Source organism: Mycobacterium saskatchewanense, assembly GCF_010729105.1.
Lineage (GTDB): Bacteria > Actinomycetota > Actinomycetes > Mycobacteriales > Mycobacteriaceae > Mycobacterium > Mycobacterium saskatchewanense.
Genome location: NZ_AP022573.1, coordinates 2,679,719 through 2,703,713, shown reverse-complemented (window position 1 = coordinate 2,703,713; position 23,995 = coordinate 2,679,719). Strand labels below are relative to the sequence as shown.

The window sequence follows — 23,995 nt, the reverse complement described above, 5'->3', positions numbered from 1 at the left end:
ACCGGGCTAAAGTGCGGCCATGACGAAACGCGCGGCATCGGCCGCGTTCGCCGTGATTTTGCTCGCGTCGACGGGGTGCGGGCACGCACAGCCGGTCTCCACCCCACCGTCCACACTGTCCGACGCGCCGCCCAACGAGGTGTCGGGTGTCGACATTCCCGCCGGCCGCATCGACGACGCCATCTCGAAGCTCGACGGGTTGGCCGGCGACCTGATGAAAAGCACCGGCATCCCCGGGATGGCGATCGCCGTGGTGCACGGCGGAAAGACGTTGTACGCCAAGGGATTCGGTGTCCGTGATGCGACCAAAGGTAACGGGCAGGGCAACAGCGTCGACGCCGACACGGTCTTCCAGCTGGCCTCGGTCTCGAAATCGGTCGGCGCGACGGTGGTGGCGCACGAAGTCACCGAGAGCGCGGTGTCGTGGGACACCGCGGTGGTGTCCAAGCTGCCATGGTTCGCGCTCAACGATCCCTACGTCACCGGCCATGTGACGATCGGAGACTTGTACTCGCATCGATCCGGCCTGCCCGACCACGCCGGCGACAAGCTCGAGGACCTCGGATACGACCGTCGCCAAACGCTCGAGCGACTGAAATACCTTGCTCTGCAACCCTTCCGCATCAGCTACGCGTACACCAACTACGGTGTCACCGCAGCCGCGGAAACGGCCTCCGTCGCGGCCGGTAAGTCATGGGAAGACCTGGCCGACGTGGCGCTCTACCGGCCGCTGGGCATGGCATCCACGAGTTCGCGGTTCGCCGACTTCCTCGCCAGGCCCAACCATGCGATCAATCACATCAAGGTCGGCGACAAATGGGAGCCGCGCTTCCAGCGCAACCCGGACCCCCAGTCACCGGCTGGTGGCGTCAGCTCGTCGGTCAATGACGTTGCCCACTGGCTGACCATGTTGCTGGGCAACGGAACCTACAACGGCCAGCGAATCGCCTCGCCGGAGGCGCTGCTGCCGGCCGTCACCACGCAGGTCGTGTCGATGCCGCCGAAGACACCGAAGGGCCGCCCCGGCGCTTACGGTTACGGGTTCAACGTCTCGGTCACCTCGTCCGGGCGCACCGAGTACAGCCATTCGGGCGCTTTCGCCCTGGGTGCCGCCACCAACTTCGTGGTCATGCCCGCCGAGGACGTGGCCATCGTCGCCTTGACGAACGCCGCACCCATCGGCGTACCGGAGGCGCTCACCGCCGAATTCATGGACCTGGTGCAGTACGGCCAGATCCGTGAGGACTGGGCCGGCCTATACAAGCAGGCGATGTCCTGGATGAACAACCCGGAGGGCTCGCTCGTCGGCAAGCAGCCGCCCGCAACCCCCGCGCCGCCCCGGCCGCTCACCACCTACGCCGGGTCGTACGCCAACGATTATTGGGGCCCGGCCGTCGTCACGGAGCGCGACGGCGCGCTGCAACTGTCGATGGGACCCAAGGGCCGCACGTTCACGCTGACGCACTGGGACGGCGACACCTTCACCTTCCCCATCGCCGACGAAAACGCCCCACCTGGAACGATTTCCAAGGCCACATTCGGGGGCAACACCCTCAATCTCGAGTACTTCGACTCGGAGAAGCAGGGGACCTTCACCCGATGACGCACGGGCTGACCGATGCAGAGGTGGCGCAGCGGGTCGCCGACGGCAGGAGCAACGCCATCCGGGAACGCGCCACCCGCAGCATCGCCCAGATTGTGCGGGCCAACGTCTTCACCCGTATCAACGCGATACTCGGTGTGCTGTTGCTCATCGTGTTGGCGACGGGCTCGCTGATCAACGGGATGTTCGGCCTGCTCATCGTCGCCAACAGCGTCATCGGCATGGTCCAGGAGATTCGGGCCAAGCAGACGCTGGATCGGCTGGCGATCGTCGGCCAGGCGAAACCCTTGGTGCGCAGGGAGTCTGGGACGCGGTCGTTGCCGCCCGGCGAGGTCGTGCTCGACGACATCATCGAGCTCGGACCCGGTGACCAGGTCGTCGTCGACGGGCAGGTCGTCGAAGAGTCGGTCCTCGAGATCGACGAATCGCTGCTGACCGGCGAGGCCGACCCGATAACCAAGGGGATCGGTGACGCGGTGATGTCGGGCAGCTTCGTCGTCGCCGGGACGGGCGCCTATCGTGCCACCAAAGTCGGGCCCGATGCCTATGCCGCCAAGCTGGCCGAGGAGGCGAGTCGGTTCACCCTGGTGAAATCCGAACTGCGCAACGGCATCAACCGGATCCTGCAGTTCATCACCTACCTGTTGGTCCCGGCCGGGCTGCTGACCATCTACACCCAATTGTTCACCACGCACGCGGGGTGGCGGCAGTCCGTGCTGCGGATGGTCGGCGCGCTCGTGCCGATGGTCCCCGAGGGGCTCGTGCTGATGACCTCGATCGCGTTCGCGGTCGGGGTGATCCGACTCGGTCAGCGCCGCTGCCTGGTGCAGGAATTGCCGGCCATCGAGGGACTGGCGCGCGTCGACGTGGTGTGCGCCGACAAGACCGGCACCCTCACCGAAAGCGGCATGCGAGTATCCGGCGTCTCCGAGATCGGGCGGCCGGCACAGCCACAATCCGTCGCCGACGTACTGGCCGCGTTGGCCGCAGCCGACCCGCGACCCAACGCCAGCATGCGGGCGATCGCCGAGGCGTTCCCGGAGCCGCCGGGCTGGATCGCCACCGCCATCGCGCCGTTCAAGTCGGCCACCAAGTGGAGCGGCGTGTCCTACGGCGGCCAGGGCAATTGGGTGATCGGGGCGCCCGACGTGCTGCTCGATCCGGGGTCGGCCGCCGCCGCGGAGGCGGAGCGGATCGGGGCGCGCGGGCTGCGAGTCCTGCTGCTGGGCGCCGGCGACGTGCCCGTCGACGATCCGGACGCGCCGGGGACGGTCACCCCCGCGGCTCTGGTGGTGCTTGAGCAAAAGGTGCGGCCCGACGCCGCGGAGACGTTGGAGTACTTTGCGGAACAGGGCGTTTCGGTGAAGGTGATCTCCGGGGACAATGCGGTGTCGGTCGGGGCCGTTGCCGCCGAGCTCGGGCTGCGTGGCGAGACGATGGACGCCCGTCGGCTGCCCGCCGATCCGGCTAGCCTGGCCGACGCGGTGGAGACCCACACCACTTTCGGCCGGGTGCGGCCGGACCAGAAGCGCGCCTTCGTACACGCCCTGCAATCGCGCGGCCACAACGTCGCGATGACCGGCGACGGCGTCAACGACGTGTTGGCACTCAAGGACGCCGACATCGGTGTCGCGATGGGCGCCGGCAGCCCGGCGTCGCGTGCCGTGGCGCAGATTGTGCTGCTGGACAACAGGTTTGCCACCCTGCCGTATGTGGTGGGCGAGGGTCGGCGGGTGATCGGCAACATCGAGCGGGTCGCCAACCTATTCCTGACCAAGACGGTGTACTCGGTGCTCCTGGCGCTCTTCGTGGGCATCGAGTGCCTGCTCGCCAGACCGCTGAAAGTTGATCCCCTGCTGTATCCGTTTCAGCCGATCCACGTCACCATCGCGGCGTGGTTCACTATCGGCATCCCGTCGTTCATCCTGTCGCTGGCACCCAACAACGAACGGGCCTACCCCGGCTTCGTGCGGCGGGTGCTGACCTCGGCGCTGCCGTCCGGGCTCGTCGTCGGTCTCGCGACTTTCGCGTCCTACCTGGTGGCCTACCACGGCCGCCACGCCTCCTTCCAACAACAGGAGCAGGCCTCGACGGCGGCCCTGATCACGTTGCTGACGGCGGCGCTATGGGTGCTGGCGGTGGTGGCGCGTCCCTACCAGTGGTGGCGCGTGGCGCTGGTCATCGCGTCCGGTCTGGCCTACGTGGCGATCTTCAGCACGCCGCTGACGCGGCGGGAGTTCCTGCTCGACCCGTCCAACCTGGCGGTGACCTCGGCGGCGCTCGGTATCGGCGCGCTGGGCGCCGCGGCGATCGAGTCACTCTGGTGGATCCGCGCCGCCCTCATGGGAGTGCGACCGCGGTTGTGGCGTGAGCGGTGAAACCCGACAAGTAAACTCTCCCGGGATCCTCGGGGAAGGGGCGCAACGATGGGATTCCTGGACAAGGCGAAGGACCTGTTGGCGCAGAACGCCGACAAGGTCGAGATGGCGATCGACAAGGCCGGCGAGTTCGTCGACGAGAAGACGCAGGGCAAGTACACCGACACCATCCACAAGGTGCAGGAACAGGCCAAGAAGGCTGCCGACTCCGCCGCGCCGGGCGAGCAGCAGAACTGAAGCCATGGCCAAACTCTCCGGATCCATCGACGTACCGCTGCCGCCCGAGGTCGCGTGGAAGCACGCGTCCGACCTCTCCCGGTACAAGGAGTGGCTGACCATCCACAAGGTGTGGCGCAGCACGCTGCCCGACGACATCGACAAGGGCACAGTCGTCGAGTCGATCGTCGAGGTCAAGGGCATGTACAACCGGATCAAATGGACGGTGGTGCGTTACAAGCCGCCGGAGGGCATGACGCTCAACGGTGACGGTGTCGGCGGCGTCAAGGTCAAACTCATGGCCAAGGTCCAGCCCAGCGGGGAGGGTTCCGTCGTCGGCTTCGACGTGCACCTCGGTGGTCCGGCGCTGTTCGGGCCGATTGGCATGATCGTCGCCGCCGCGCTGCGCAGCGACATCAACGAATCGCTGCAAAACTTCGTCACGGTCTTCGCCAGGCCAGATCCGAGCACGAACGGCAACGGCGGCCTGCATCACTGACGCTGGCGGCCACCCACTCTCACCCCGCTCGGCTCGCGAAACAGCATCTACCGCGATCCGTCTCGGCGTGTCGTCGCAACCGTTTATGTGTCGTGGTGGTCGAGGGGTAGTCTGCGCGATCCGACACGCGTGACGTGCCCTTCGGTTGCACGAGCCGGCGGAACACTCGGCTAATCTCGCAACATGATTCGCCGACTGAGCCCTGGTTGGCTTGTGGCGTTCTTCGCCCTGATCATTTCGGCCAGCGCCTGGTTGCCGTGGCTGACGACCAGGGTCAATGGAGGGGGCTGGGCCAACGCCATCGGTGGCACGCACGGCAGCCTGCAGCTACCGCACGGGTTCGGCGCGGGCCAGCTCATCGTCTTACTGTCGTCGACGCTGCTGGTGGTCGGTGCGATGGTCGGCCGCGGGCTTTCGGTCAGGATTGCTTCCGTTGCGGCGCTGGTCGTTTCGTCGCTGATCGTGGCGCTCGCGGCGTGGTACTACAAGCTCAACGTCAACCCGCCGGTGTCGGCCGAATACGGGCTCTATGTGGGCGCGGTTGCCGCGGCGTGCGCGGCGGTGTGCTCGGCCGCGGCCGTCATCGCCGCCCTTGCCAACAGGCGGTGACGGCTAGGCCGATGGGAATTCGTGCCTGCCCGAGGCGTCGCTGCCCCTCGGCTCGTTCACGCCGTAGACGAAGGGCGCGAACACGACTTCGCGGCCGTCCGGGTCGCGGTAGGTGACGGCGCCCATTGCCGCCCAATACGGGTGTTGGTCGATAGGTTCGGCGCCCGCGGCCCGCAGTCGGTCGATCGCTCCGTCCCGGGCCTGCTGGTCCGGAAAGTACAGGCACAACTGGTCGTGGTGATCCGCCGCCACGGCGTCGACCGACTCGACGATCTCCAGCGTCAGGTTCCAGCTGGGCAGCCCGAATATCGCCCCGTTACTCCCGAAGCTGGACTCGAACGTCTCGTAGAGCGGCAAGCCCACCAGCTCCCGATAAAACCGCACCGCCTCGGCGAAATTGCTCGACCGCCGCGCGAAGCGGATGGCGCCGATCGAGGCCAAACGGGCGGGCCAGTGCGTGTTCCTGGGGCGCCTGCCGGGGGTTGTCACGGGCCCGCGGCTTCGGCCGCCGAGCCGGCATGTTCCCAGCGCCGAAGTTGCCCGCCGGGCGCCCATGTCGAATGGGTCCCGCTCGAGATGCGTTCCGGCAATTGCAGTTTGCACACCGGGCCGTCCTCGATCCGAGCGGCGTCGAACACGACGCAGTACGACGCGTCGGCGTTCATGTCGGTGGTGAGGGTGACCAGGTAGCCGTCGTCTTCGCCGCGGGTGCCCACCCGTGGGGCCATCGCCGTCTCGCTCCCGTAGACACCGTCGCCGAACGAGAACTCCTGCTCGCCGCCGGTGCGCAGGTCGTGTCTCACCAAGCCGTCGAACAGGAACCAGCCCGGCTTCCCGGTGGCCGCGTAGGTGTACCGGTAGTCGGTGGCGGCGTAGTCGGGGTTGATCGTGCCGAACTCGGTGATCGACTCGGACAGCTGCTCCTCCTTGACCGCGCCGGTCACCAGATTGAACCGCCACCGGTGCAGTCGCGTCTGCAGCCGGTCGAGTGCCAGGAACCGGAAAAGCTTCTCCCACTTGGTCCCACCGGTGTCTATCGGAGAAGGATCGCCTTCGAAGAAGCCGTCGAGGACGATCTCGTCGCCGTCCTCGTAGGCGTTGGTGAAGTGGAGCACGAACGTCGGGTTGGCCTCGAACCACCGAATGTCGTCGGTCCCGCCCCGGCGGGGGAGCACCGCGAAGCGCGACGGAGTGTCCGGATAGAAGCGCGGCAGGTGCACGTCGTGCTCGAGCAACCCCGGATCCCAGAACAGCGGGAAATCGTTGAGGATGACGTAATTCTCGGTGAACGCCATGTCGTGGGGCAGCCGCGGCCCCGGCAGCGGGATGTCGACGTAATGGACGAGTTCGTCGGCCTCGTCGACGACGCCGTAGCGCATGTAGGGGTCTTGCTTGCTGTAGTTGAAGAACAGCAATTCGCCGGTTCGGGGATCGACTTTCGGGTGGGCGGACACGCCCCAGTCGGTGGGGAAGCGCCCGCTCCAGGTCTCCTTGCCCAGGGTGTTCGCCGAGTACGGGTCCACCCGGTACAGATCGCCGCACTGATAGAAGCTGGTGAGCGCGACACCGCGGTGCACGATGACGTCGGTGCTCGAGGCGTCCTTCAGCAGGGTGCGCGCGCCCCAGCCGTCTTTGCGCCGGGCCAGCTGCACCGGTTCGGCCAAACCGGGCCACAGGGGCCCCCCGGCCTCGTTCTCGGCGAGGAAACCCTCGGTTCGGACAAACCGGTTGTGGTAGAAGGCTTTTCCGTCGCGAAAGCCGACGACGTGCAGCATGCCGTCCCCGTCGAACGGGTGATAAGTCTTGAAAGCCGGGTGGAGTGGGTTCTCGGTGTTGCGGAGGTAGATGCCGTCCAGATCCCGCGGAATTTCCCCCTCCACCGCGGCGAGGTCGTCGGCGTCCCACTCGGTGGTCTGCGGACGCCACGGGCCGGTCCGGTAGGGGTGGTCGTCGTCTTCGGGCAGCGTGGATAGGAACTTTCCGAGAATTTCGACATTCATGGTCACGAACCCCTGGGGCTACTCACGACGAAACTGACCGTGGTGGCGGTGCTGCCACCGAAGTTGAGGATGCCGAAGGACTTCGCGTCGTCGACCTGGTAGTCGCCGGACGTGCCGCTGACCTGTTTGGCCGCGTCGAGCAGCATCCGCACCCCGGACGCGCCGACCGGGTGTCCGCCGCCGATGAGGCCGCCGCTGGGATTGATCGGAAGCCGGCCGCCGATCTCGATCTCCCCGTTCTCGATGGCCTTCCACGACTCACCCGGACCGGTCAGCCCGATGTGGTCGATCGCCAAGTACTCGCTGGGGGTGAAGCAGTCGTGCACCTCGAACCCAGCGATGTCGTCCAGGCTCAGCCGCGCGCGGCGCAACGCGTCGAGCACCGCGGCGCGCACATGTGGGAGCACGTACGGCTCGTCGGCGGCGCGGTCGAGTTTCTGCCGCAGGCCCAGCCCGACGGTGCGATGCCCCCATCCGTCGATGCGGCCGATCGGGCGCGCGCCGGGGTGCGCGCGTAGATAGGCGTCACCGACGAGTACCAGGCCCGCCCCGCCGTCAGTCATCTGGCTGCAGTCGAACCTCCGCAAGCGGCCTTCGGTGATCGGGTTGGTCGCGTCGTCATCGGTGATGGGGTCGGGGACGGTCCAGGCGCGTGTCTGCGCGTTGGGGTTGCGGCGCGCGTTGGCGAAGTTCAGTTGCGCGATGGCCCGCAGGTGAGCGTCGTCCAAGCCGTAGCGCCGGTCGTATTCGTCGGCGACCTCGGCGAACATCGACGGCCACAGATAACGCGCGCGGACACTTTCGTGGCCGGTCCACGCGGCGGCGCCCAGATACTGTGCCGCAGTGTCGCCCGGCACCGTCTTCTCGAGCTCGATGCCCACCACCAGTGCGGTGTCGTAAGCACCCGACCGCAGGTCCGCCATCGCCGCCAGCACCGCCACGCTGCCCGACGCGCACGCCGCCTCATGCCGGGTGGCCGGGACGTCCCACAGCCCGTCGCACACCGAGGCCGGCATCGCCCCGAGGTGCCCCTGAGCGGCGAACATCTCCCCGAAGGCATTGGCGACGTGGACCACGCCGACGTCAGCGGCATCCGCCCTCGCCGCGGCGAGCGTGCCGTCGACCACCTCGGCGGTCAAGGCGGCGAAGTCGTGCCCTTCCCTGGTGAGGTTGCGCGCGAAATCGCTTTGGTAGCCGCCGAGAATCCAGACATCGGTGTCGCGATCCATACGGCGCACGGTACTCCTGGATGTGTTCAGGGTCAGTGGTATCAGCGCGCGGGTCTGGTCGCCCAGCAACAATAAAAGGCGGCCCCGTCGGCTCTCGGGCTGAACCGACGGGACCTAGGTGAGCACGTAGGCCGGCCCACGCGCGCACCTCTCATGCATCATTACCTTCCGCGGAGGTAGGCAAACATAAGACTTCACCGCTTTGCTGATCGGCGCCACGGGCGGTGAACTACAGGGCGCCTTCGGCAAGTCCCATCGGCTCGGCTTCCGGGAGGATCGGCTGTGGTCGGAAACTGTGCAGATCCGCGCGATCGATGGCGGCGAGGTCGCACCCCTTCGTCTCGCGGGCGAGCAACGCGGCCACCGCGCTGACCGCCGCCGTGGCCGCCAGGTACCACGAAATCGGCACCGCGGATTTGTACGTCTCGAGCAGGCGGACCGCGATGATCGGTGCCAGCGAGCCCGCCACGATCGCGGTGACCTGGTAACCGAACGACACCCCCGAGTAGCGCATCCGGGTGGGAAACATCTCCGCCATGGCCGCCGGCTGGACCGCGTACATGAGGCCGTGGATCACCAGGCCGATGATGATCGCCGACATGACGATGAGGTTGCGGCCGCTGTTCATCATCGGGAACGCGAAAAAGCCCCAGCTGCATGCGCTGATCGCACCGATGAAATAGATTGGGCGCCTGCCCAATCGGTCGCTGAGGCGCCCGGCCAGCGGGATGACCGCGAAGTGCACCGCGTGTGCGGCCAGGAGCCACCACAGGATCACCGTCGTGTTGGCGTGCACCTGCACCTTCAGGTAGGTGATGGAAAACGTGACGACGAGGTAGTACATGGTGTTTTCGCCGAAGCGCAACCCCATGGCGGTGAGGATGCCGCGCGGATAGCGCTTGAGCACCTCGATGGCGCCCAGGTGGCCGCGGTTGAGCTCCTCGGCCTGTCGCCGCGCGGCGACGAAGATCGGTGCGTCGGTGACTTTGGTGCGGATGTAATACCCGATCAGTACGACGACGGCCGACAGCCAGAACGCGACGCGCCAGCCCCAGCTGAGGAACTCGGCGTCGGGGAGCTCCGAGGTGAGCACCAGGAGAACCACGGTGGCGAGCATGTTGCCGCCCGGCACGCCGGCCTGCGGCCAGCTTGCCCAGAACCCGCGGCTGGCGTTCGGGCTGTGCTCTGCGACGAGCAGAACGGCGCCACCCCATTCGCCGCCGACGGCGAACCCCTGGACGAAGCGCAGCGCCACCAGAAGAGCCGGCGCCCAGTATCCGATCTGACCGAAGGTTGGCAGACAACCCATGAGGAACGTGGCGGTGCCCACCAGCAGCAGGCTGAGCTGCAGCAGTTTCTTGCGCCCGTAGCGGTCGCCCAGGTGACCGAAGACCAGGCCGCCGAGCGGGCGGGCCGCGAAGCCGACGGCGTAGGTGACGAATGCGGCAAGGATTGCGTCGAGCTCGTTGCCGCCTCGCGCGAAGAACACCTTGCTGAACACCAGGGTGGCGGCGGTGCCGTAGAGGAAGAACTCGTACCACTCGACGACGGTGCCCGCCATCGACGCGGCGACCACCCGGCGGAGATACGCGTTGCCTTCGACTGCTGTGGGCCGCACGCCATTAGGCGCATTCACCGGTTGCCCTCCTCGGCCGACTGCTCACAAGTTAGCGCGCGCGGCCGTTCGCCGGGTAGCCCGCCGGGCGAGTGGTGGCTACGGCAGCGGCGGGGCCGGCGGTGCCGAGGGGGCGGGGGGAGCCGAGAGGGTCGACGGCGGCGCCAGCGTGGTGAGGGGTGTGGGCGTCGTCGTCGGCGCCGATGTCCCGGTGCTGGACGGAGCGGCGGTCGCGACGTCCGGGTATCCGACCCAGGCCGCCCCGACGAGCGCCACGCCGGCGGCGGCGACGAGGACTGCGAAGCGGCGGGTTGTCCAATTGCTCATGAGACCTACTCCTGTTCCGAGCCGGAGATTCACATAGTGGATTATGTAAGACCGTAATACGGATCACAAGATCATCTGCACAACGCAACGCCGCGGCCATCAGCAACGCTCGCGGTGACCGGGGACGGCGGCCCGCGGCGCCGGTGCCGCACCGATCGTCCGGGCGGTGGGGGTGAGGGAATCGTGCGTGGGATGCGGGCAGAGCACCCCGACCGGCGGTGAACCGTCCAGGTCGGTCGTGTGAATTGGCTGATTCCGGTGCGCGCCGGGCGGCGCCCCGACGGGCGTCCTCGTGATGGAACCGGCGGATTGCGACACGGTCACGGATGCATACCTATCAGCAAATCGGTGGTCACATCCGCCACGCAGATCACTATCGTCACATGAGCGAACCGCGGGCGTCAATCTGATTTGGGTGCGACGCCGCTGTCCCTCGAAAGGTGTTACATGTCGGCGATTTTTCGGAGCGTGTCGCTATCGGTGGCATCGGCGGCCGCTGTCGGACTCGTCCTCGCGGTGGGCCCCGCCCCGGCCGCGAACGCCACGCCGTGCGGCGCACCCGAAGCGAACATCGACCCGCCGGCCGCGCCTCCCGCTATGCCCGCACCCCAGCCGGTCGTCCAACCGCCGACGGGACGGCGGCCCTCGCATACGAATGACCGCGCTCCGCTACCCAAACTGGGTCCGCTCATTTCGTCGTTCCTCAAGCCGACCACGCCGGGGCAACGGTATTCGGCGCCGATCCAGCCCCAGGCCGGGGTGGTGCCGCCGGCCCCGAATCCGCCCACGCCCGGCGTCCCGCAATCCCCGAATGCCACTCAATTGAACCCGAATGCGGCCCCGGTTCAGCCGCGGCCCGCGCCCGCTCCCCAGCCCGCACCGCCGCCACCTCCGGCCAACATCGCGGGTGCGCCGACGTCACTGGTGGACTGGGTGACTGGTCCGAACGGCCCCAACAAAACCCTCGATCGGTTCGGCATCTCCGGCACCGACCTCGGGATCGCCTGGGACAACGGCGATCCCGCCAACCGTCAGGTGCTGATGGCGTTCGGCGATACGTTCGGATACTGCAAGGTCCATGGCCAGCAGTGGCGGTACAACACCCTGTTCCGCAGTTCGGACCACGATCTGTCGCATGGGATTCACATAGCCGATGGTCTGCCCAACGACAAATACTCGGGTTCACCGGTGTGGACGACCGGCCTGTCCAAGCAGGTCGTCAACACCATCCACAAGGCCGCACACGAGACCGGGATCATCCCGACCGCGGGCATGTCGCTCGGTAGGACCCAATACATGAGCTACATGTCCATCAGGCAGTGGGGCCGCGACGGCGAATGGACCACGAACTATTCGGCGATCGCCCGCTCGCTGGATAACGGCCAGAACTGGGGCGTCTTTCCCGGCACCATTCGCACGGCCTCGGCGGACGCGATCCCCGGGATGGGCTTCACCCCCGGTAACGAGAACTTCCAAATGGGCGCGTTCATGAAGGGCAACGACGGTTACCTCTACCAGTTCGGCACTCCGTCCGGCCGCGGCGGCGCCGCCTTCTTGTCGCGGGTTCCGCCGAACCAGCTGCCCGACCTCACGAAATACCAGTATTGGAATGGCGACAACGGCGGGCACTGGGTCGCAGCCAATCCGGGCGCGGCGACGCCGCTGTGGCCGGGACCGGTCGGCGAGATGTCGGCGCAGTACAACAACTACTTGAAGCAGTACCTGGTGCTCTACACCAATGGCGGCAGCAACGACGTCGTGGCAAGGACCGCGCCGTCGCCCGAGGGGCCGTGGAGCCCCGAACAGCCGTTGGTGTCGGCATTCTCGATGCCGGGCGGCATCTACGCGCCGATGATCCACCCGTGGTCGTCGGGCAGGGACTTGTATTTCAACCTCTCGCTGTGGTCGGCGTACGACGTGATGCTGATGCACACGGTGCTGCCGTAGGCGAGAAGGGTTGCGCTCAGCGAGTGGGTGGGGGCAGTCCCGGCACCCAGGCGGAGTGGCCCCGTTGCAGGCCGCGCTGCACCTCTTCCATCAGGGCCGCGCTGCCGGCAGGAGCCGTCTCGGTACAGGCACAGCGCAGCGCGGTGTACGGATTCGCCTCGGCGCCGACGGGCTCGTCGGCGGCCGCCTGGGCTGCCAGCCCAACGCCGACGCCGAAAGTGATTGCAGCGGCGGCTATTGCTTTGGCGATCACGTGCTGGTGGTGAGTCGTCATGGCATCCTCCTGGCTTGAATCGGGTGGTCATGGGTCCGAATTCGTCGCGCCAATTCGGGTTACCGGCAAGGAAATTGGACTGAGTCGGGAGCCCGATGGCGTCGGTGGAGCGCAGAATTCTGCCCATACCAGCTTCGACGTCGACCGCGGCGCGTTAGTTCCGCCGCGATTCTGTTCGGAGTCTCGGAAAGATCAATTTCTCGCTGTTGCAACTTGTTTCATTCCGGCCGCCTTCTCACAGCTCGAGCGCTGCCCAGGGGCGGCGCTTGGTATGATGTGGCGCAATTTGCACGATACGTTGCCGAAAGCTCGCGCTCTACCGAGTCGTTTGGTTTCTGGCCATGCTCAAATGTTTTGTGAACTCGGCCGTCCGCTGCTCGGCGCCGCCAGCGCGGCCTCGGCGCAACGGGCGCAGGCTCGGCGAAGCGGGCGTTGGGCCGCTTACTCGAGTTTTAGGCGCCTAGGGTCTCCGTCGCTCGCGGGGTCCCGAGGGGCTAGCCGGCAGTCGCCTGGTGCCGTAATCCCTCCAGCATGCAGATGCGGACGGGATGTCGCTTGCCCTTGACCTTCACCCAGCCGTGGTTGCTGACTCGGGCGGCCGCACCGAGGGCGGCGTAGGTGCCCGGGCCGAGAATCACCTGGCCCGGCTGGGCGAGGCTTTCGAGCCGAGCGGCCAGGTTGATAGTGTCCCCGATCGCGGTGAAGCTGCGCATCTGTGGGGCGCCGATGTTTCCCACCAATGCTGGTCCGGTGTTGATGCCGACGCGGAAGCGGGGCCAGTCGCCGCGCCCGGCGGCCGCCTCTTCGACCACGGTGTGCAGCGCGAGCCCGGTCCGGGCGGCTCGCATCGCGTGATCAGGCTGGCGCACCGGAGCGCCCCAGATCGCCATCACCGCGTCGCCCGCGAATTGCAGGACGGTGCCGCCGGCCTCGAGGATGAGCGGAACGACCGCGCCGTAATAGGTATTGAGCATGGTCACCACCTGGTCCGGGGAGGTGGCTTCGGTAAATGGGGTGAAGCCGTGCAGGTCGGCCATCAGCACTGTCACCTCGTTGATCGCGCCGCCGAGCCCGGCTTGATCAGGATCGGCCAGTAGCGCGGTGGCGACCGCGGGCGACATGTAGCTGCGAAACAAGCCGTCGAGGTGGCGGTAGAGCCGGGCGTTCTCCAGCGCGACCGACGACTGGTTTGCGAACGACCGCAGCAGCGCGATGTCGGCGTCATCGAACGCCCCCGAAGGCCGGCGCGCCTCGATCACCCCGGCGACCTGCCCCTTGACCATTATCGGCAGCTCGAGGTCGGCGCGTTCGGATCCGGCGGACCGGGCTCTCGCGCCATCGCAGAAGCTGAGCTCGCCGACGTGCATGAGGGCCAGTCGGAATTCGTCGCCGGGGAAGGCATCGGTGATCGCCGACATCACTCGCCTGAGCAGCGCGTCCTCGTCCTGAATGACGCTGGATTCCCTCCCGAGGGCCACCAAACTCCGCAGCTTGCGCACGCGTTCGCGTTCGGCGCCAACGGCTTCCGCGCCCCGTTTAAGCACGGCCACCTGCTGCTCCGACAGCTCGAACCTGTCCGCGAGGTCGGCGGTGACGGCCCCGGGCGCCACCTCCTCGCCACGCTCCCGGCGCTGCAGCACGTCGACCATCGCCTCCAGCGCCGCGGCGTAGTCGCGGCGAATTTCGGCGACGGTCTGGCGGGTGGCCAGCGAATCGAATAGCCCCCGGGCAGTGCCTTCCCGGTGAAACTCGACACGGGCGCTGTAGGCGATGAAGCAGAAGGCCATCGTCATCAGTAAGTGCCACAACCACCACGAGGCGTGCCAGCTCATCCCGAGCGCCAGGGCCACCGATGCCTCGGATAGCAAGACGAACGCCGTCAGCACCGACATGACGACCACCGCGGGACGGCGCCGATAGATCGGAAAATAGGCGAGCGCCGCGGTCGCGAACAGGACCGCACCGAGCAGCGCCCCGACCCGCTCCACGTCTTCCACCACCATCTGGTCCGCGAACCGGTCCAACGCACCGGACAGGACCAGCGCGGGGCAGGCGACCACCAGCACCCAGATCGCGACCGACAGGGGCCGGCGCCACGACCACAACCGGGCGTTCCTGACAGGTGTGAACGTCACGGCGGACGCGAGCGCCACCATGCCGGCCAGGACCAGCCCCATGCGTGTCGGCAACATGAACTCCGCGTCGGACGTGTCCATCAGGACCCCCGGCGTCAGCAGGGCGTGCACTCCGAAGAAGCCGGCGGTCGTCATGAAAACCAGCGACACCAGCCAGAGGCGGGCGTCGTCGCGCGCCCGGGACGCCCGGGCGATCAGGGCGCCCAATGCCACGCTGACCAAGGCCGCGGACAGGACGAGGACGAAGTGCGCGTCCCGGTTATCCCATGCCAGGTCGATCTGGGGCTGCTCGAGCAGCATCCACAGCGCCAGCATCGGCAGCGCCATGTGCATGAGCCAGTTCACCGTGCGGAGCCGAGACCCGCGGCGGGCAACCACGCCGCTCCTACCCGGCCGGCGTGGTTCCGACGCCGCCTGTCTGCCGTCGGCGTCATGACCGGCCGAGACGGTGCTAGGTCGGGTTGCCAACGGCTTCAATGCGGCTCAGGGGCGACACCGTTCGAAACATGCATGTCACGCGAAGCCTGTTCGCCCTCATCCAGCGGTGTGCCTCGCGTGCGTCTCCGCTCGCGTGGAAGTTCCCGTCGGTCAAGTCGACGTCAAGCTTTTGCGGCATGTCGGGCTTTCTCTTCCGGCTCGACTGAGCGGATGGCCTGCACCGCCAATGGTGCTCACCGCGGCCCCGGGGCGCTTGCACTGCAACGAACAGCGTTTGACGCTCCGCGCACGGTCTTCGCGGCCGCGACTCCACTACATCCCGAAGATCGAACAGAAGCGGTGCGCAAGGCGTCACAGTGAACCCGGAACGGCGGCACCTCGTTGCTCGTGCATGGGGATCGTCACGACCGCCGCAGAACGACATTTCGAAGCCTTCCGCTCGGCGGTGTCGGACACGTTCGTTCCGCTGTCGCTGTCGGTCGACGACAGGTCAAACTTCGAGGGCCGGCTGCGATCGGCCAACCTGGGCACCGTCCAATTGTCCGAGGTCGACGTTGCTGCGAAGAGCCTTGTGGTGCGCCGGACCAGTCGGCTGATTCGGCAGAGCACCGCCAGCTATCTGAAGGTTGGCGTGCAGGTCGCCGGCCGATCGTCCGTGTTCCAGGACGGTCGCGAAACGGTGCTGACGCCGGGTGACCTGGTCGTCTACGACACGTCCAGACCGTACGAACTGCGGTTCGCCGAGTCCTACCGGGTGCTGGTCGTGATGCTCCCAACGCCGTTGCTGCGGCTGCCCATACCGCAGCTTGGCCACCTGACCGCCCGCGTGATCAGCGGCCGCAGCGGGTTGGGCGCATTGGTGTCGCAATTTCTGCTACGCGTCGGCACCGGGGTCCTCGACGGCGAGCACGAGGGCAACCCCCACGTCGCCGAGGCCATCATCGACCTACTGGCCGCGGCCCTCATCGACAACCTCCCGGGCGAGGTGCGGCACTCCGATGCCGGTCGGCGGGCGCAACTGACCCGCGTCCGTGCCTACATCGAACGGGAACTCGGCAACCCTGCCCTGGACGTCTCGGCGATCGCCGCGGCCAACCGCATGTCGGTCCGTTACCTGCAGAAGCTGTTCGAGAAGGACGGCGAAACCGTCACCGGGTGGGTCCGTGCGCGCCGGCTGGAGCAGTGTCGCCGCGACCTCACGGATTGTCGGTACCTACCCGTGCCCGTGAGTTCGGTGGCCGCCCGGTGGGGGCTCGTCAACGCCGCCCACTTCTCGCGGCTCTTCAAGAAGAGCTACGGCGTCAGCCCGACGGAGTACCGAGCGTTCTCCTTGGCGTCGGGGCCGGTGCGTGATTTGGCAACCTCTGTGCGCGAGGGGGAAAGCGCGTCGTCGCCGACGCTCCACGAGTGGAGCTGACGCAAATCGCATGTCGTGAAGGGGGAGCGGCCGGATGACGACATCGGGCTATAGCGTGGACATGATCGTGGTGGGCGCGGGGTCGTCCGGCGCCGCGATGACGCGGCGGCTGGTGGACGCGGGGTTGACTGTTCTACTGCTGGAAGCCGGTGGGCCCGACATCAATCCGGCCATTGTGGACCCCACCCGGTTGTTCGAGGTGTGGTCAGGGCCCGACGAGCGGGGCTACCAAACCGTGCCGCAACCGCAGGCGGCCAACCGGTGCCTGTCGTGGCCGCGGGGCAAGGCGCTCGGCGGAACGAGCTCGCTCAACGCCATGGTCCACGTCCGCGGCGCCCGCCGGGATTTCGATCACTGGGCCTATCTGGGCAATCCGGGGTGGTCGTGGGCCGACGTGCTGCCGACGTTCCGGCGCATGGAGGACTACGACGGTGGCGAGTCCCCGCTGCACGGTGTCGGCGGTCCGCTGCACATCCTGACGCACTATGAGCCCGACGACGTGCACGGCTCGGTGTTGGACGGATTCGTCGAACTCGGCCTGCCGGTCAATCCGGACTACAACTGCGGCGTGCTCGACGGTGTGTCGGCAATGGCCTTCACCATCAAGGATGGCCGGTGGCACAGTACCGCCTCGGCCTACCTGCGTCCCGTCGAGTCGTGTCCCAATCTCACCGTGCTCACGGGGGCCCGCGCGCGTCGATTGCTGATGCGCGGTAACCGCTGCGTGGGAGTCGAGTGGACGCGGAACGGGCGCGTCGAGTCGACAACCGCCGAACGCGAGGTGATCGTCTGCGCAGGCGGCATCGAATCGCCTCGGCTGCTGATGCTTTCGGGCATCGGCGACGCCGACCATCTCCGCGCCGTCGGCATCGACGTCGTCGTCGACCTTCCCGGAGTCGGCCGCAACCTGCACGACCATCTTCTTGCGCCCGTCATCCTGACGACCGACCGGCCCATCGATGCGCCGACGCCCGGGCTTCCCCTGACCCAGGCCCACGTCTGGGCGCGCACGCGACCCGGCCTGCTCACGCCCGACATCCAGCCCATCGCCCTCGGATTCCCGCTCTACAGCGAGCCGTGGATGACCGGCCCGGACAACGGCATATCGCTGCTGGCGGGAATGGTGCGGCCGAGCAGCCGGGGAGGTATCCGGCTGACGGGTCCGCGGACCGATGACACGCTGTTGATCGATCCCGCGACGTTCACCTGCGAAGAGGATCTCACCGCCCTGGTGGCCGCAGTCAAGCTGTGCCGCGAGCTGGAAACGACCAAGGCGCTCAGCGAATGGGGCTTCCGGGAACGGTATCCCGGGCCGGAGGTGGAAACCACTGAGGCGCTTCGTGATTTCGTGCGCAGGACCGCCTTCACCTATCACCACCACGTAGGCACCTGCAAGATGGGAGTCGACGTCGATTCCGTGGTCGATCCCCGGTTGCGGGTCCACGGCGTGGAGGGCCTGCGGGTCGCGGACGCGTCGATCATGCCCGCGGTGACGTCCGGCAACACCAACGCTCCCGCGGTCCTCATCGGTGAGCGCGCGGCGGATTTCGTGCTCATGGACGCCCGCGAACCGGCCGGCGTGGCGTACTCGGCCCGGGGCTGAGCCGCGAACGGCTCCCCCCTTGGCGTCAGCCGGTCCGCGCCGCGTGGACGGCCTGCTCGATCAGGTCCGCCGCGGCGGTGGCGCTTTCCGCCGGGGTGGTCGACTGGGCGGCGACCTCGCGGGCACGGGCGACGCGCTCGGGGGCGAGGACGAAACGCAGGTCTTCGACCAGCGATTGCCGGGTGGTGGACCGGAAACACCGGCCGCCTCCGACCCCCAGTTGCTGAATGGCGGCCGCCCAATACGGCTGATCCAGCCACCACCAGAGGATCAAGGCGGGGACGCCGGCCCGCAGCCCCGCCGCCGTGACGCCCGCGCCCCCATGGTGGACGACGGCCCGGCACAGCGGGAACACGTCCGCGTGTTTTCCGCCGGCGACGACTTTGACGTGGTCTCCATGTGCGATGTCGGCGAACTCGTTCGGGCCGGCGAATATCAATGCGCGTTCGCCCAATTCGACGCACGCCCCGTCGATCATGGCCACCGTGTCGGCGAACGAAGGCAACGGTGTGCTGCCGAACCCGAAAAAGATCGGCGGAGGTCCTTCTTCAACCCAGCCCAGAATCTCGTCGTCGGCGTCCGTCGGCGACTCGAGTGTCAGGGCACCGACAAATGGCCGCCAGCCCGCACGCGCTCCCCAATGGGCCGCCAACGCGGGGAAACACAGCGCATCGTAGGCCTGGATCTCGAGAAATGGGGCCGGTGTCTCGGCGGCCTCGGGCAGGCCCAGTTCTCGGCGCTGCGCGGACTTCACCTCCTGGGTGATGGTTCGGTCCAGCCACCCGACCGGCAATGTCTCGGGCGGACAGTAGTGCAGCCCGGCCATCGGGATCCGATGGTACTCAGCGACATTCGCGACCACGTCCAGCTCGGAGCCCATCGACACCAGGAGATCAGCGCCGCCCGCGAGGGGCATCAGCGCCGCCGCCTTTTCAGTCCAGACGCCGAACACGTACTCGAACATCTTGGGCAGCGCGCCGATCTTGTTGGGGCTGTTGAAGATCGCCAAGTCTTCCTCCCGCATGCTCTGCGTGTCGGGACCGTAGGCCGCCGCGGCCAGCCCGGCCGACTCAACCCACTCGACGAGGTGAGGCGAGACCGCCAGCTGCACGTCGTGGCCTCTTCGCTGCAGCTCGCGGCCCGCGGTGGTGCACGGCTCGACATCGCCGCGGCTTCCGTAGCCCGTCAGCACGAACCTCATCGGCGGGACACCATGACCAACACATAGCGGACGATGCCCACGGCGGTTAAACCGAATGCGACTTCGAGGTGAACAGAATGGGTGGTTCGTGCGCGAGGCTTCATAGGACGCCGCCGTCACTCCCGGTTTCGCCCGGCCAGTTCTCGCAGAAATCGCGGCATACGGCCGGGCGCCGAAGTCGTAGTAGCGCACCCAGCGCGGGGTGGCCTGCCGATACCGGATTCGCGTCTACGACTACGGTCGGGGTCCGCCTGGTACATCCCGCAGCGGCGTAGTCGGGAGCCCATGTTGCTCTCGCTGGCCTGGGGTCGCAGCGGCGGGCGGGGGCCATCACTTCGGTGAGGGTGGTGGCGTCGCCCAGCAGCGCGTAGGTCAGTGCGGGATCGGAACGAGCTGTGCTGCAACAGCTTCCCGTTCTCGCAGACGAGTTACAGTGCCCGATCGGCTTCCTGCCCGGGGCTGGCGTTGGCCTTCCGCGCCGCGACGTGCGGTCGTTGGACTTCTTGCACGGGGTCGGGAACTTGTGGCCTGACCTCTGCCGCCGTCTGTGCTGGCTGACAGGCCCGACCGGGTGTGGGGGGAGGACTTTCAATTCGGCCTCCGGGTGCCGCAGCGACGCAAGCGTAAACGTCGCGGCACCTCCACGGTAACGCGGCACCTATCCGACCGTCCTGCGTTGTGACAACGGACCCGAATGGCCTGCAGCGCAACATTGGCCGATTGGGCCGGCGGCCGAGTTGGGTTGCACTTCATCCCGCCCGGCGAGCCTTGGCGAAACGGGTACGTTGAATCGTTCAACTCCCGTGCGCGACGAGTGCCTCAACATCAACAGTTTCTGGTCACTGGCGCAGGCGCGCGTGGTTGTCAGCGACTGGAAACACGACTACAACCATTGCCGGCTCGCATCACTGGGCTACCAAACCCCGGCCCGCTATGCCGCGACGTGCACCCACCGATGAACGACTTCGGTTGTTGTTTTTGCTTGGCAGTGCTGTGGTGAGGAGTGCTGTGACCGCGGCGCGAGCCTGCACCGCGATGGACGGGTCGTGATCCATTTGCGCGCTGAGGATGGCGCCGTCGTAGATGAGGTGCAGCTGGCGTCCCAGTGTCCGGGGATCGGCTGCACCGGTGTCTGCAGCGAGACTGGTGAACAGTTCGCGTAGCTCGGCGCGGTAGGCATCGACGGCGTGTTCGATCACTCCGCCGGGCGGCGCCTCGGCGCCGGCCGAGATGAAGGCGCAGCCATGGAAGGTGGGCTCGGAGAGGATCTCGGCTTGGGCGTCGAAGACCGCGTACACCCGAGCCACCGGGTCACTGTGCTGTTGCACCGCGGCCCGCAGACGGGCGATGGTGCGCGCGTGCCGTCCGTCGAGATAGGCCCGCACCAGTTCGTCCTTGCTGCCAAACGTGTTGTACAGCGACGCCTTGGCGACGCCCGCGTGTTGGATGACCCGGTCGATTCCCACGGTGTGAACGCCTTCGTCACCGAACAATTCGTCGGCGGCATCGAGCAGCCGCTGCCGGGCCGAGCGCCTCGGGGCTTGCGCATTCGCCCTGGTGGTCACCCGTGATGTTTGGGTCATCAGCGCTCCACGGCGAGTTCATGTGCATCCGCTGCACTGCCGGGCTGTTCGACCGGTTCGAGCAGCATCACCGGAATGTCGCGGTCACCGGCCTTAACGCGGTATTCGGGGAAGTGCGGCCAGAACCGTTCGGCGACCTCCCACCAACGCGCCTTCTCGGCACCGTGGGCTTCCCGGGCTCGCAGTTGATGGACGGTGGCGCCGTCCTGCAGCATCACCTGCGGGTGGGCGATGAGATTGCGGTACCAGGCCGGATGCGTGGGGGCGCCAGCGGCCGAGGCCACGGCGACGTAGGTGTCGCCTTCCTTGATGCGCATGACCGGGTTTTTCCGGACGCTGCCGGTTTTGGCGCCGATGGTGGTCAAGATGACCACCGGTCGGTCCTCCAGGGTCCCGCCCTCCTGTCCGCCGGTGGCTTCATAGAGTGCGACCTGCTCACGGACCCGATCACTGGGGCTGGGCACATAGCTGCCGGTCATGTCTTACACCGCCGTCCGGCCGCCGTCGACGGGGATGACCGCGCCGGTGATGTAGCTGGCCTTGTCCGAGGCGAGGAAGGCAACCACCTCGGAGATCTCCTCAGGTTGCGCACCACGATTCAGCAGCGTGGTGCCGGCCAGATTCTCGATCAGGTCGCGTTTCGACTCGGCGGTGAACACCGGCCCGGGCGCCACAGTGTTCACCCGTACCCCCGAGGGGCTGAACTCGGCTGCCCACGCCCGAGACATCGCGGTCAGCGCCGCTTTGGTCGCCCCGTAGGCAGCTCCGCCGGCCAAGCCGACGTGCCCGGCCATGCTGTCAATGCTGACGATGCTGCCATGCCCACGTTTGGCCATCCCCGGCGCCAGTGCAGCGACCAGCTGGTAGGTCGCGCGCACGTTGCTGTCGAACAAGAGATCAAAGGTCTCGGTGTCCAGCTCCGCGCTGGGACCGAACCAGGAGATTCCACCGTTGTTGACCAGCACCTCGACTTCACCGGCGTCGGCCGCCAGCGCCGTAACCGCGTCGGCGTCGGCCAGGTCCGCCGCAACGAACCGGGCCCGACCGCCATTGGCGGCGATCTCATCGACCGTGGCCGCGCCACGTCCGGCGTCGCGGCCGTGCACGATCACCTCGAAACCGTCACGCGCCAAATTCAGTGCGACTGCCCGGCCGATGCCCGAGGTCGCCCCCGTCACCAACGCCACCGGCCGCTGACCATTCGATTGTTCCGCCATGATGACTCCCGATTGAGTAGACCTGTCTGTCCAATTTTGCGGACGCTACATCAAACAGAGCACCGCGTCCGATGATTCCCGACCCAATCGAGACGGGGTTGAACATGTTCCTTGCCCTTAGATGCGAGACCTCACGACTGGGCGGTCACGACAAGTCAGTCCAGAGGCTGCCCAGTGTTCCGATGAGGACTCTCCTGTGCCGTGGACCAGTTCACGGCGTCCAGTCAAAGGCGGCGCCGCAACACGCGGAGCGGGCATTCGTCGGTGATTGTGCTTGGCCTTGAAGACCAGAGGCCTCGACACAGACTCCGGCGGTCGAGGTGGCCCCGCCCGCAACGGTGCTATCACCGGGCCCAGTAGCCGGGACTGGACCTTGGTCAGGACAGTTCGGACAGCCTAGCGAGTGCAGCCGCGGAAAGCGGGCAGGGACTCGACTGTTTGTCTATCATCACGATGACTGTGCGGGCGATGGCCACGCACTCGTTTTTCTGAAATAGACCCTGCTTCAGCGTGAATGAGCTGCGCCCAACCGACTCGACTACGGTTCCAATCGCGACTTCGCCCGGCCAGGTCATTTCACGTCGAAAGTCGAGCTCCAGACGCGCGATGACAAACGACTGGTGCGGTTCAGCAAGAGGTGTTTCTGGGTGGTAGAGAAGTTCTACACGTCCGGTTTCGAGCGCGGTGGAGAAGACGGCGTTGTTGACGTGCCCTTGCCGGTCTGTGTCTGCATAGCGCAACTTGTCGTAGGTCTGTAGCGGAAATTGTGAAAGTACGGGAGTGCCGTTCATGATGGCATCTCTTCTCTCGTGGAGCTAGGCGGCGGATGAGCTGATGTGCTTTAGACCTGAGTTTGGACACCTTCGGTGATTCTGATGTTGACCATCCACCTCTGGTGTCGGATCTGCTGGCGGACCAGATCGCGTTCCTGCAACGAGAACCCCATGTCGGCAAGTAAGCTGCTTGCAAGACGGTGGCTGGGTCACTGCCGCTGTCGAGCATGCTTGCGCTCCGTCGAGGCTATTCCGCTAACAAGCATAGCGAGTCCACGGCGGAAATCCTCTGCAGCGCTTGACTGTTGGCTGACCTCCGACAGCGCGGCAATATGTGGGTAGTCGGCGCCGGCGATCTCGCCAATCCGAGCGGCGCCCACCGTGTTGGCCTGATCATGAAGGACGGTGCCAGCGAAGATGCCGGCGAACTCGGCCTGTGCCGACCCTGTGACGAGCGCCAACGTCGCCCTGAAGGCAGCCAGAATCTGAAGCTGGTCAAGCCGCGATCGCGATAGAGCCTCAATCATTCGTTCCGCGGGAGCGAAACTCGACGCCGACTCCGACCGGCGTGTCAAGATCAACGGAACCGCGTTAGGGTGCGCTCGCAAGGTCTCCCACAACGCTGCGGCGGTAGCTTCGAGATCAGACCGCCAATCCTTCACCGGCGGAGGCAAAGTAACTCGTTGCATGATCGCATCAACTACTAGTTGTTCGAGGCCCTCACGGCCGTTGACGTAGTTGTAGAGCGTCATCGGGCCGGTCCCAAGTTCCGAGGCAACGCCGCGCATACTCAGCCCAGCAACCCCCTCGCGCTCGACGATTTTCAGCGCACACCGACCAATCTCGTCGACTGAAAACCGAGCCCGCACCTCGCTCTTCTCTCTTTGTTCTGCGGTCAGCTAGCACTGGGGTGGCCAGGACATACAGAGGT

The 23,995-nt window shown here is 66.8% G+C and carries 21 protein-coding genes and 1 pseudogene; 9 read left to right on the top strand and 13 right to left on the bottom strand.

The features are described from left to right. Nucleotides 1–19 precede the first annotated feature (19 nt). The 5 genes from G6N56_RS12450 (at nucleotide 20) to G6N56_RS12430 (ending at nucleotide 5,305) form a co-directional block, all read left to right on the top strand. Nucleotides 20–1,603 carry a serine hydrolase gene (locus G6N56_RS12450; protein WP_085255996.1) on the top strand — a complete coding sequence of 528 codons (1,584 nt, stop codon included), beginning with the start codon at nucleotides 20–22 and terminating at the stop codon, nucleotides 1,601–1,603. Then, nucleotides 1,600–3,981 (top strand): HAD-IC family P-type ATPase, encoded by a 2,382-nt coding sequence (locus G6N56_RS12445; RefSeq protein WP_085255997.1) that lies wholly within the window; start codon nucleotides 1,600–1,602, stop codon nucleotides 3,979–3,981. Before G6N56_RS12450 ends, G6N56_RS12445 begins: the two co-directional genes overlap by 4 nt. Before the next feature lie 48 nt (nucleotides 3,982–4,029). Beyond that, nucleotides 4,030–4,218, top strand: coding sequence for an antitoxin (locus tag G6N56_RS12440; RefSeq protein ID WP_085255998.1), 189 nt, complete (start codon nucleotides 4,030–4,032; stop codon nucleotides 4,216–4,218). 4 nt (nucleotides 4,219–4,222) lie between these two features. Continuing rightward, on the top strand, nucleotides 4,223–4,696 hold the full coding sequence (locus G6N56_RS12435) for a type II toxin-antitoxin system Rv0910 family toxin (protein WP_085255999.1): 474 nt from the start codon (nucleotides 4,223–4,225) through the stop codon (nucleotides 4,694–4,696). A 183-nt stretch (nucleotides 4,697–4,879) separates the two neighbouring features. After that, nucleotides 4,880–5,305 (top strand): hypothetical protein, encoded by a 426-nt coding sequence (locus G6N56_RS12430; RefSeq protein WP_085256000.1) that lies wholly within the window; start codon nucleotides 4,880–4,882, stop codon nucleotides 5,303–5,305. Between the two features lie 3 nt (nucleotides 5,306–5,308). On the opposite strand, the gene G6N56_RS12425 is transcribed toward G6N56_RS12430, so the two are convergent. From G6N56_RS12425 to G6N56_RS12405, 5 genes are all read right to left on the bottom strand, one after another. Beyond that, nucleotides 5,309–5,794: a VOC family protein gene (locus tag G6N56_RS12425; protein ID WP_085256086.1), complete on the bottom strand. Its 486-nt coding sequence runs from the start codon at nucleotides 5,792–5,794 to the stop codon at nucleotides 5,309–5,311. Beyond that, a complete protein-coding gene (locus G6N56_RS12420) occupies nucleotides 5,791–7,305 on the bottom strand; it encodes a carotenoid oxygenase family protein (RefSeq protein WP_085256001.1) in 1,515 nt (504 codons plus the stop codon). The genes G6N56_RS12425 and G6N56_RS12420 overlap by 4 nt, the downstream gene beginning before the upstream one ends. A gap of 2 nt (nucleotides 7,306–7,307) precedes the next feature. Beyond that, the gene (locus G6N56_RS12415) at nucleotides 7,308–8,534 is read right to left on the bottom strand and encodes an acetyl-CoA acetyltransferase (RefSeq protein WP_085256002.1); all 1,227 of its coding nucleotides are present in this window, start codon (nucleotides 8,532–8,534) and stop codon (nucleotides 7,308–7,310) included. A gap of 229 nt (nucleotides 8,535–8,763) precedes the next feature. Continuing rightward, on the bottom strand, nucleotides 8,764–10,095 hold the full coding sequence (locus tag G6N56_RS12410) for an MFS transporter (RefSeq protein ID WP_085256087.1): 1,332 nt from the start codon (nucleotides 10,093–10,095) through the stop codon (nucleotides 8,764–8,766). Between the two features lie 153 nt (nucleotides 10,096–10,248). Beyond that, the gene (locus G6N56_RS12405; RefSeq protein WP_085256003.1) at nucleotides 10,249–10,476 is read right to left on the bottom strand and encodes a lipase chaperone; all 228 of its coding nucleotides are present in this window, start codon (nucleotides 10,474–10,476) and stop codon (nucleotides 10,249–10,251) included. A 447-nt stretch (nucleotides 10,477–10,923) separates the two neighbouring features. On the opposite strand from G6N56_RS12405, the gene G6N56_RS12400 reads away from it, so the two are divergent. Continuing rightward, complete coding sequence (locus G6N56_RS12400) at nucleotides 10,924–12,423, top strand: glycoside hydrolase family 183 protein (protein ID WP_085256005.1); 1,500 nt, start codon at nucleotides 10,924–10,926, stop codon at nucleotides 12,421–12,423. Nucleotides 12,424–12,439: 16 nt separating this feature from the next. Here the strand turns inward: G6N56_RS12400 and G6N56_RS12395 are convergent, their stop codons facing one another. Both G6N56_RS12395 and G6N56_RS28550 read right to left on the bottom strand, forming a co-directional pair. Then, the gene (locus tag G6N56_RS12395) at nucleotides 12,440–12,697 is read right to left on the bottom strand and encodes a hypothetical protein (protein ID WP_085256006.1); all 258 of its coding nucleotides are present in this window, start codon (nucleotides 12,695–12,697) and stop codon (nucleotides 12,440–12,442) included. Between the two features lie 494 nt (nucleotides 12,698–13,191). After that, nucleotides 13,192–15,210, bottom strand: coding sequence for an adenylate/guanylate cyclase domain-containing protein (locus tag G6N56_RS28550; protein ID WP_232069284.1), 2,019 nt, complete (start codon nucleotides 15,208–15,210; stop codon nucleotides 13,192–13,194). Nucleotides 15,211–15,661: 451 nt separating this feature from the next. On the opposite strand from G6N56_RS28550, the gene G6N56_RS12385 reads away from it, so the two are divergent. Together G6N56_RS12385 and G6N56_RS12380 are read left to right on the top strand one after the other, a co-directional pair. After that, on the top strand, nucleotides 15,662–16,687 hold the full coding sequence (locus tag G6N56_RS12385) for an AraC-like ligand-binding domain-containing protein (RefSeq protein WP_085256008.1): 1,026 nt from the start codon (nucleotides 15,662–15,664) through the stop codon (nucleotides 16,685–16,687). 34 nt (nucleotides 16,688–16,721) lie between these two features. Further along, nucleotides 16,722–18,290: a GMC family oxidoreductase gene (locus G6N56_RS12380; protein WP_180150526.1), complete on the top strand. Its 1,569-nt coding sequence runs from the start codon at nucleotides 16,722–16,724 to the stop codon at nucleotides 18,288–18,290. A gap of 25 nt (nucleotides 18,291–18,315) precedes the next feature. Here the strand turns inward: G6N56_RS12380 and G6N56_RS12375 are convergent, their stop codons facing one another. Beyond that, nucleotides 18,316–19,491 (bottom strand): glycosyltransferase, encoded by a 1,176-nt coding sequence (locus G6N56_RS12375; RefSeq protein WP_085256009.1) that lies wholly within the window; start codon nucleotides 19,489–19,491, stop codon nucleotides 18,316–18,318. A gap of 662 nt (nucleotides 19,492–20,153) precedes the next feature. On the opposite strand from G6N56_RS12375, the pseudogene G6N56_RS12370 reads away from it, so the two are divergent. Beyond that, nucleotides 20,154–20,450, top strand: a pseudogene (locus G6N56_RS12370) (integrase core domain-containing protein); the annotation flags it as partial. Here the strand turns inward: G6N56_RS12370 and G6N56_RS12365 are convergent. The 5 genes from G6N56_RS12365 to G6N56_RS12345 form a co-directional block, all read right to left on the bottom strand. Further along, complete coding sequence (locus tag G6N56_RS12365; RefSeq protein WP_085256010.1) at nucleotides 20,397–21,074, bottom strand: TetR/AcrR family transcriptional regulator; 678 nt, start codon at nucleotides 21,072–21,074, stop codon at nucleotides 20,397–20,399. The pseudogene G6N56_RS12370 and the gene G6N56_RS12365 overlap by 54 nt on opposite strands. Next, entirely contained in the window at nucleotides 21,074–21,553 is a 480-nt protein-coding gene (locus G6N56_RS12360; protein WP_085256011.1) for a nitroreductase family deazaflavin-dependent oxidoreductase, read from the bottom strand. Before G6N56_RS12360 ends, G6N56_RS12365 begins: the two co-directional genes overlap by 1 nt. 3 nt (nucleotides 21,554–21,556) lie before the next feature. Next, a complete protein-coding gene (locus tag G6N56_RS12355) occupies nucleotides 21,557–22,291 on the bottom strand; it encodes an SDR family NAD(P)-dependent oxidoreductase (protein WP_085256012.1) in 735 nt (244 codons plus the stop codon). Nucleotides 22,292–22,668: 377 nt separating this feature from the next. After that, on the bottom strand, nucleotides 22,669–23,082 hold the full coding sequence (locus tag G6N56_RS12350) for an acyl-CoA thioesterase (protein ID WP_085256013.1): 414 nt from the start codon (nucleotides 23,080–23,082) through the stop codon (nucleotides 22,669–22,671). Between the two features lie 191 nt (nucleotides 23,083–23,273). Next, nucleotides 23,274–23,816 carry a TetR/AcrR family transcriptional regulator C-terminal domain-containing protein gene (locus G6N56_RS12345; RefSeq protein ID WP_232069283.1) on the bottom strand — a complete coding sequence of 181 codons (543 nt, stop codon included), beginning with the start codon at nucleotides 23,814–23,816 and terminating at the stop codon, nucleotides 23,274–23,276. Between the last annotated feature and the right edge of the window lie 179 nt (nucleotides 23,817–23,995).

Excerpts from the sequence above, each read along its gene's own strand:
- G6N56_RS12450 (WP_085255996.1), top strand. The coding sequence starts at position 20 with ATGACGAAACGCGCGGCATCGGCCGCGTTCGCCGTGATTTTGCTCGCG.
- G6N56_RS12445 (WP_085255997.1), top strand. The coding sequence starts at position 1,600 with ATGACGCACGGGCTGACCGATGCAGAGGTGGCGCAGCGGGTCGCCGAC.
- G6N56_RS12440 (WP_085255998.1), top strand. The coding sequence starts at position 4,030 with ATGGGATTCCTGGACAAGGCGAAGGACCTGTTGGCGCAGAACGCCGAC.
- G6N56_RS12435 (WP_085255999.1), top strand. The coding sequence starts at position 4,223 with ATGGCCAAACTCTCCGGATCCATCGACGTACCGCTGCCGCCCGAGGTC.
- G6N56_RS12430 (WP_085256000.1), top strand. The coding sequence starts at position 4,880 with ATGATTCGCCGACTGAGCCCTGGTTGGCTTGTGGCGTTCTTCGCCCTG.
- G6N56_RS12420 (WP_085256001.1), bottom strand. The coding sequence starts at position 7,305 with ATGAATGTCGAAATTCTCGGAAAGTTCCTATCCACGCTGCCCGAAGAC.
- G6N56_RS12415 (WP_085256002.1), bottom strand. The coding sequence starts at position 8,534 with ATGGATCGCGACACCGATGTCTGGATTCTCGGCGGCTACCAAAGCGAT.
- G6N56_RS12410 (WP_085256087.1), bottom strand. The coding sequence starts at position 10,095 with ATGGCGGGCACCGTCGTCGAGTGGTACGAGTTCTTCCTCTACGGCACC.
- G6N56_RS12405 (WP_085256003.1), bottom strand. The coding sequence starts at position 10,476 with ATGAGCAATTGGACAACCCGCCGCTTCGCAGTCCTCGTCGCCGCCGCC.
- G6N56_RS12400 (WP_085256005.1), top strand. The coding sequence starts at position 10,924 with ATGTCGGCGATTTTTCGGAGCGTGTCGCTATCGGTGGCATCGGCGGCC.
- G6N56_RS12395 (WP_085256006.1), bottom strand. The coding sequence starts at position 12,697 with ATGACGACTCACCACCAGCACGTGATCGCCAAAGCAATAGCCGCCGCT.
- G6N56_RS12385 (WP_085256008.1), top strand. The coding sequence starts at position 15,662 with ATGGGGATCGTCACGACCGCCGCAGAACGACATTTCGAAGCCTTCCGC.
- G6N56_RS12380 (WP_180150526.1), top strand. The coding sequence starts at position 16,722 with ATGACGACATCGGGCTATAGCGTGGACATGATCGTGGTGGGCGCGGGG.
- G6N56_RS12375 (WP_085256009.1), bottom strand. The coding sequence starts at position 19,491 with ATGAGGTTCGTGCTGACGGGCTACGGAAGCCGCGGCGATGTCGAGCCG.
- G6N56_RS12365 (WP_085256010.1), bottom strand. The coding sequence starts at position 21,074 with ATGACCCAAACATCACGGGTGACCACCAGGGCGAATGCGCAAGCCCCG.
- G6N56_RS12360 (WP_085256011.1), bottom strand. The coding sequence starts at position 21,553 with ATGACCGGCAGCTATGTGCCCAGCCCCAGTGATCGGGTCCGTGAGCAG.
- G6N56_RS12355 (WP_085256012.1), bottom strand. The coding sequence starts at position 22,291 with ATGGCGGAACAATCGAATGGTCAGCGGCCGGTGGCGTTGGTGACGGGG.
- G6N56_RS12350 (WP_085256013.1), bottom strand. The coding sequence starts at position 23,082 with ATGAACGGCACTCCCGTACTTTCACAATTTCCGCTACAGACCTACGAC.
- G6N56_RS12345 (WP_232069283.1), bottom strand. The coding sequence starts at position 23,816 with ATGACGCTCTACAACTACGTCAACGGCCGTGAGGGCCTCGAACAACTA.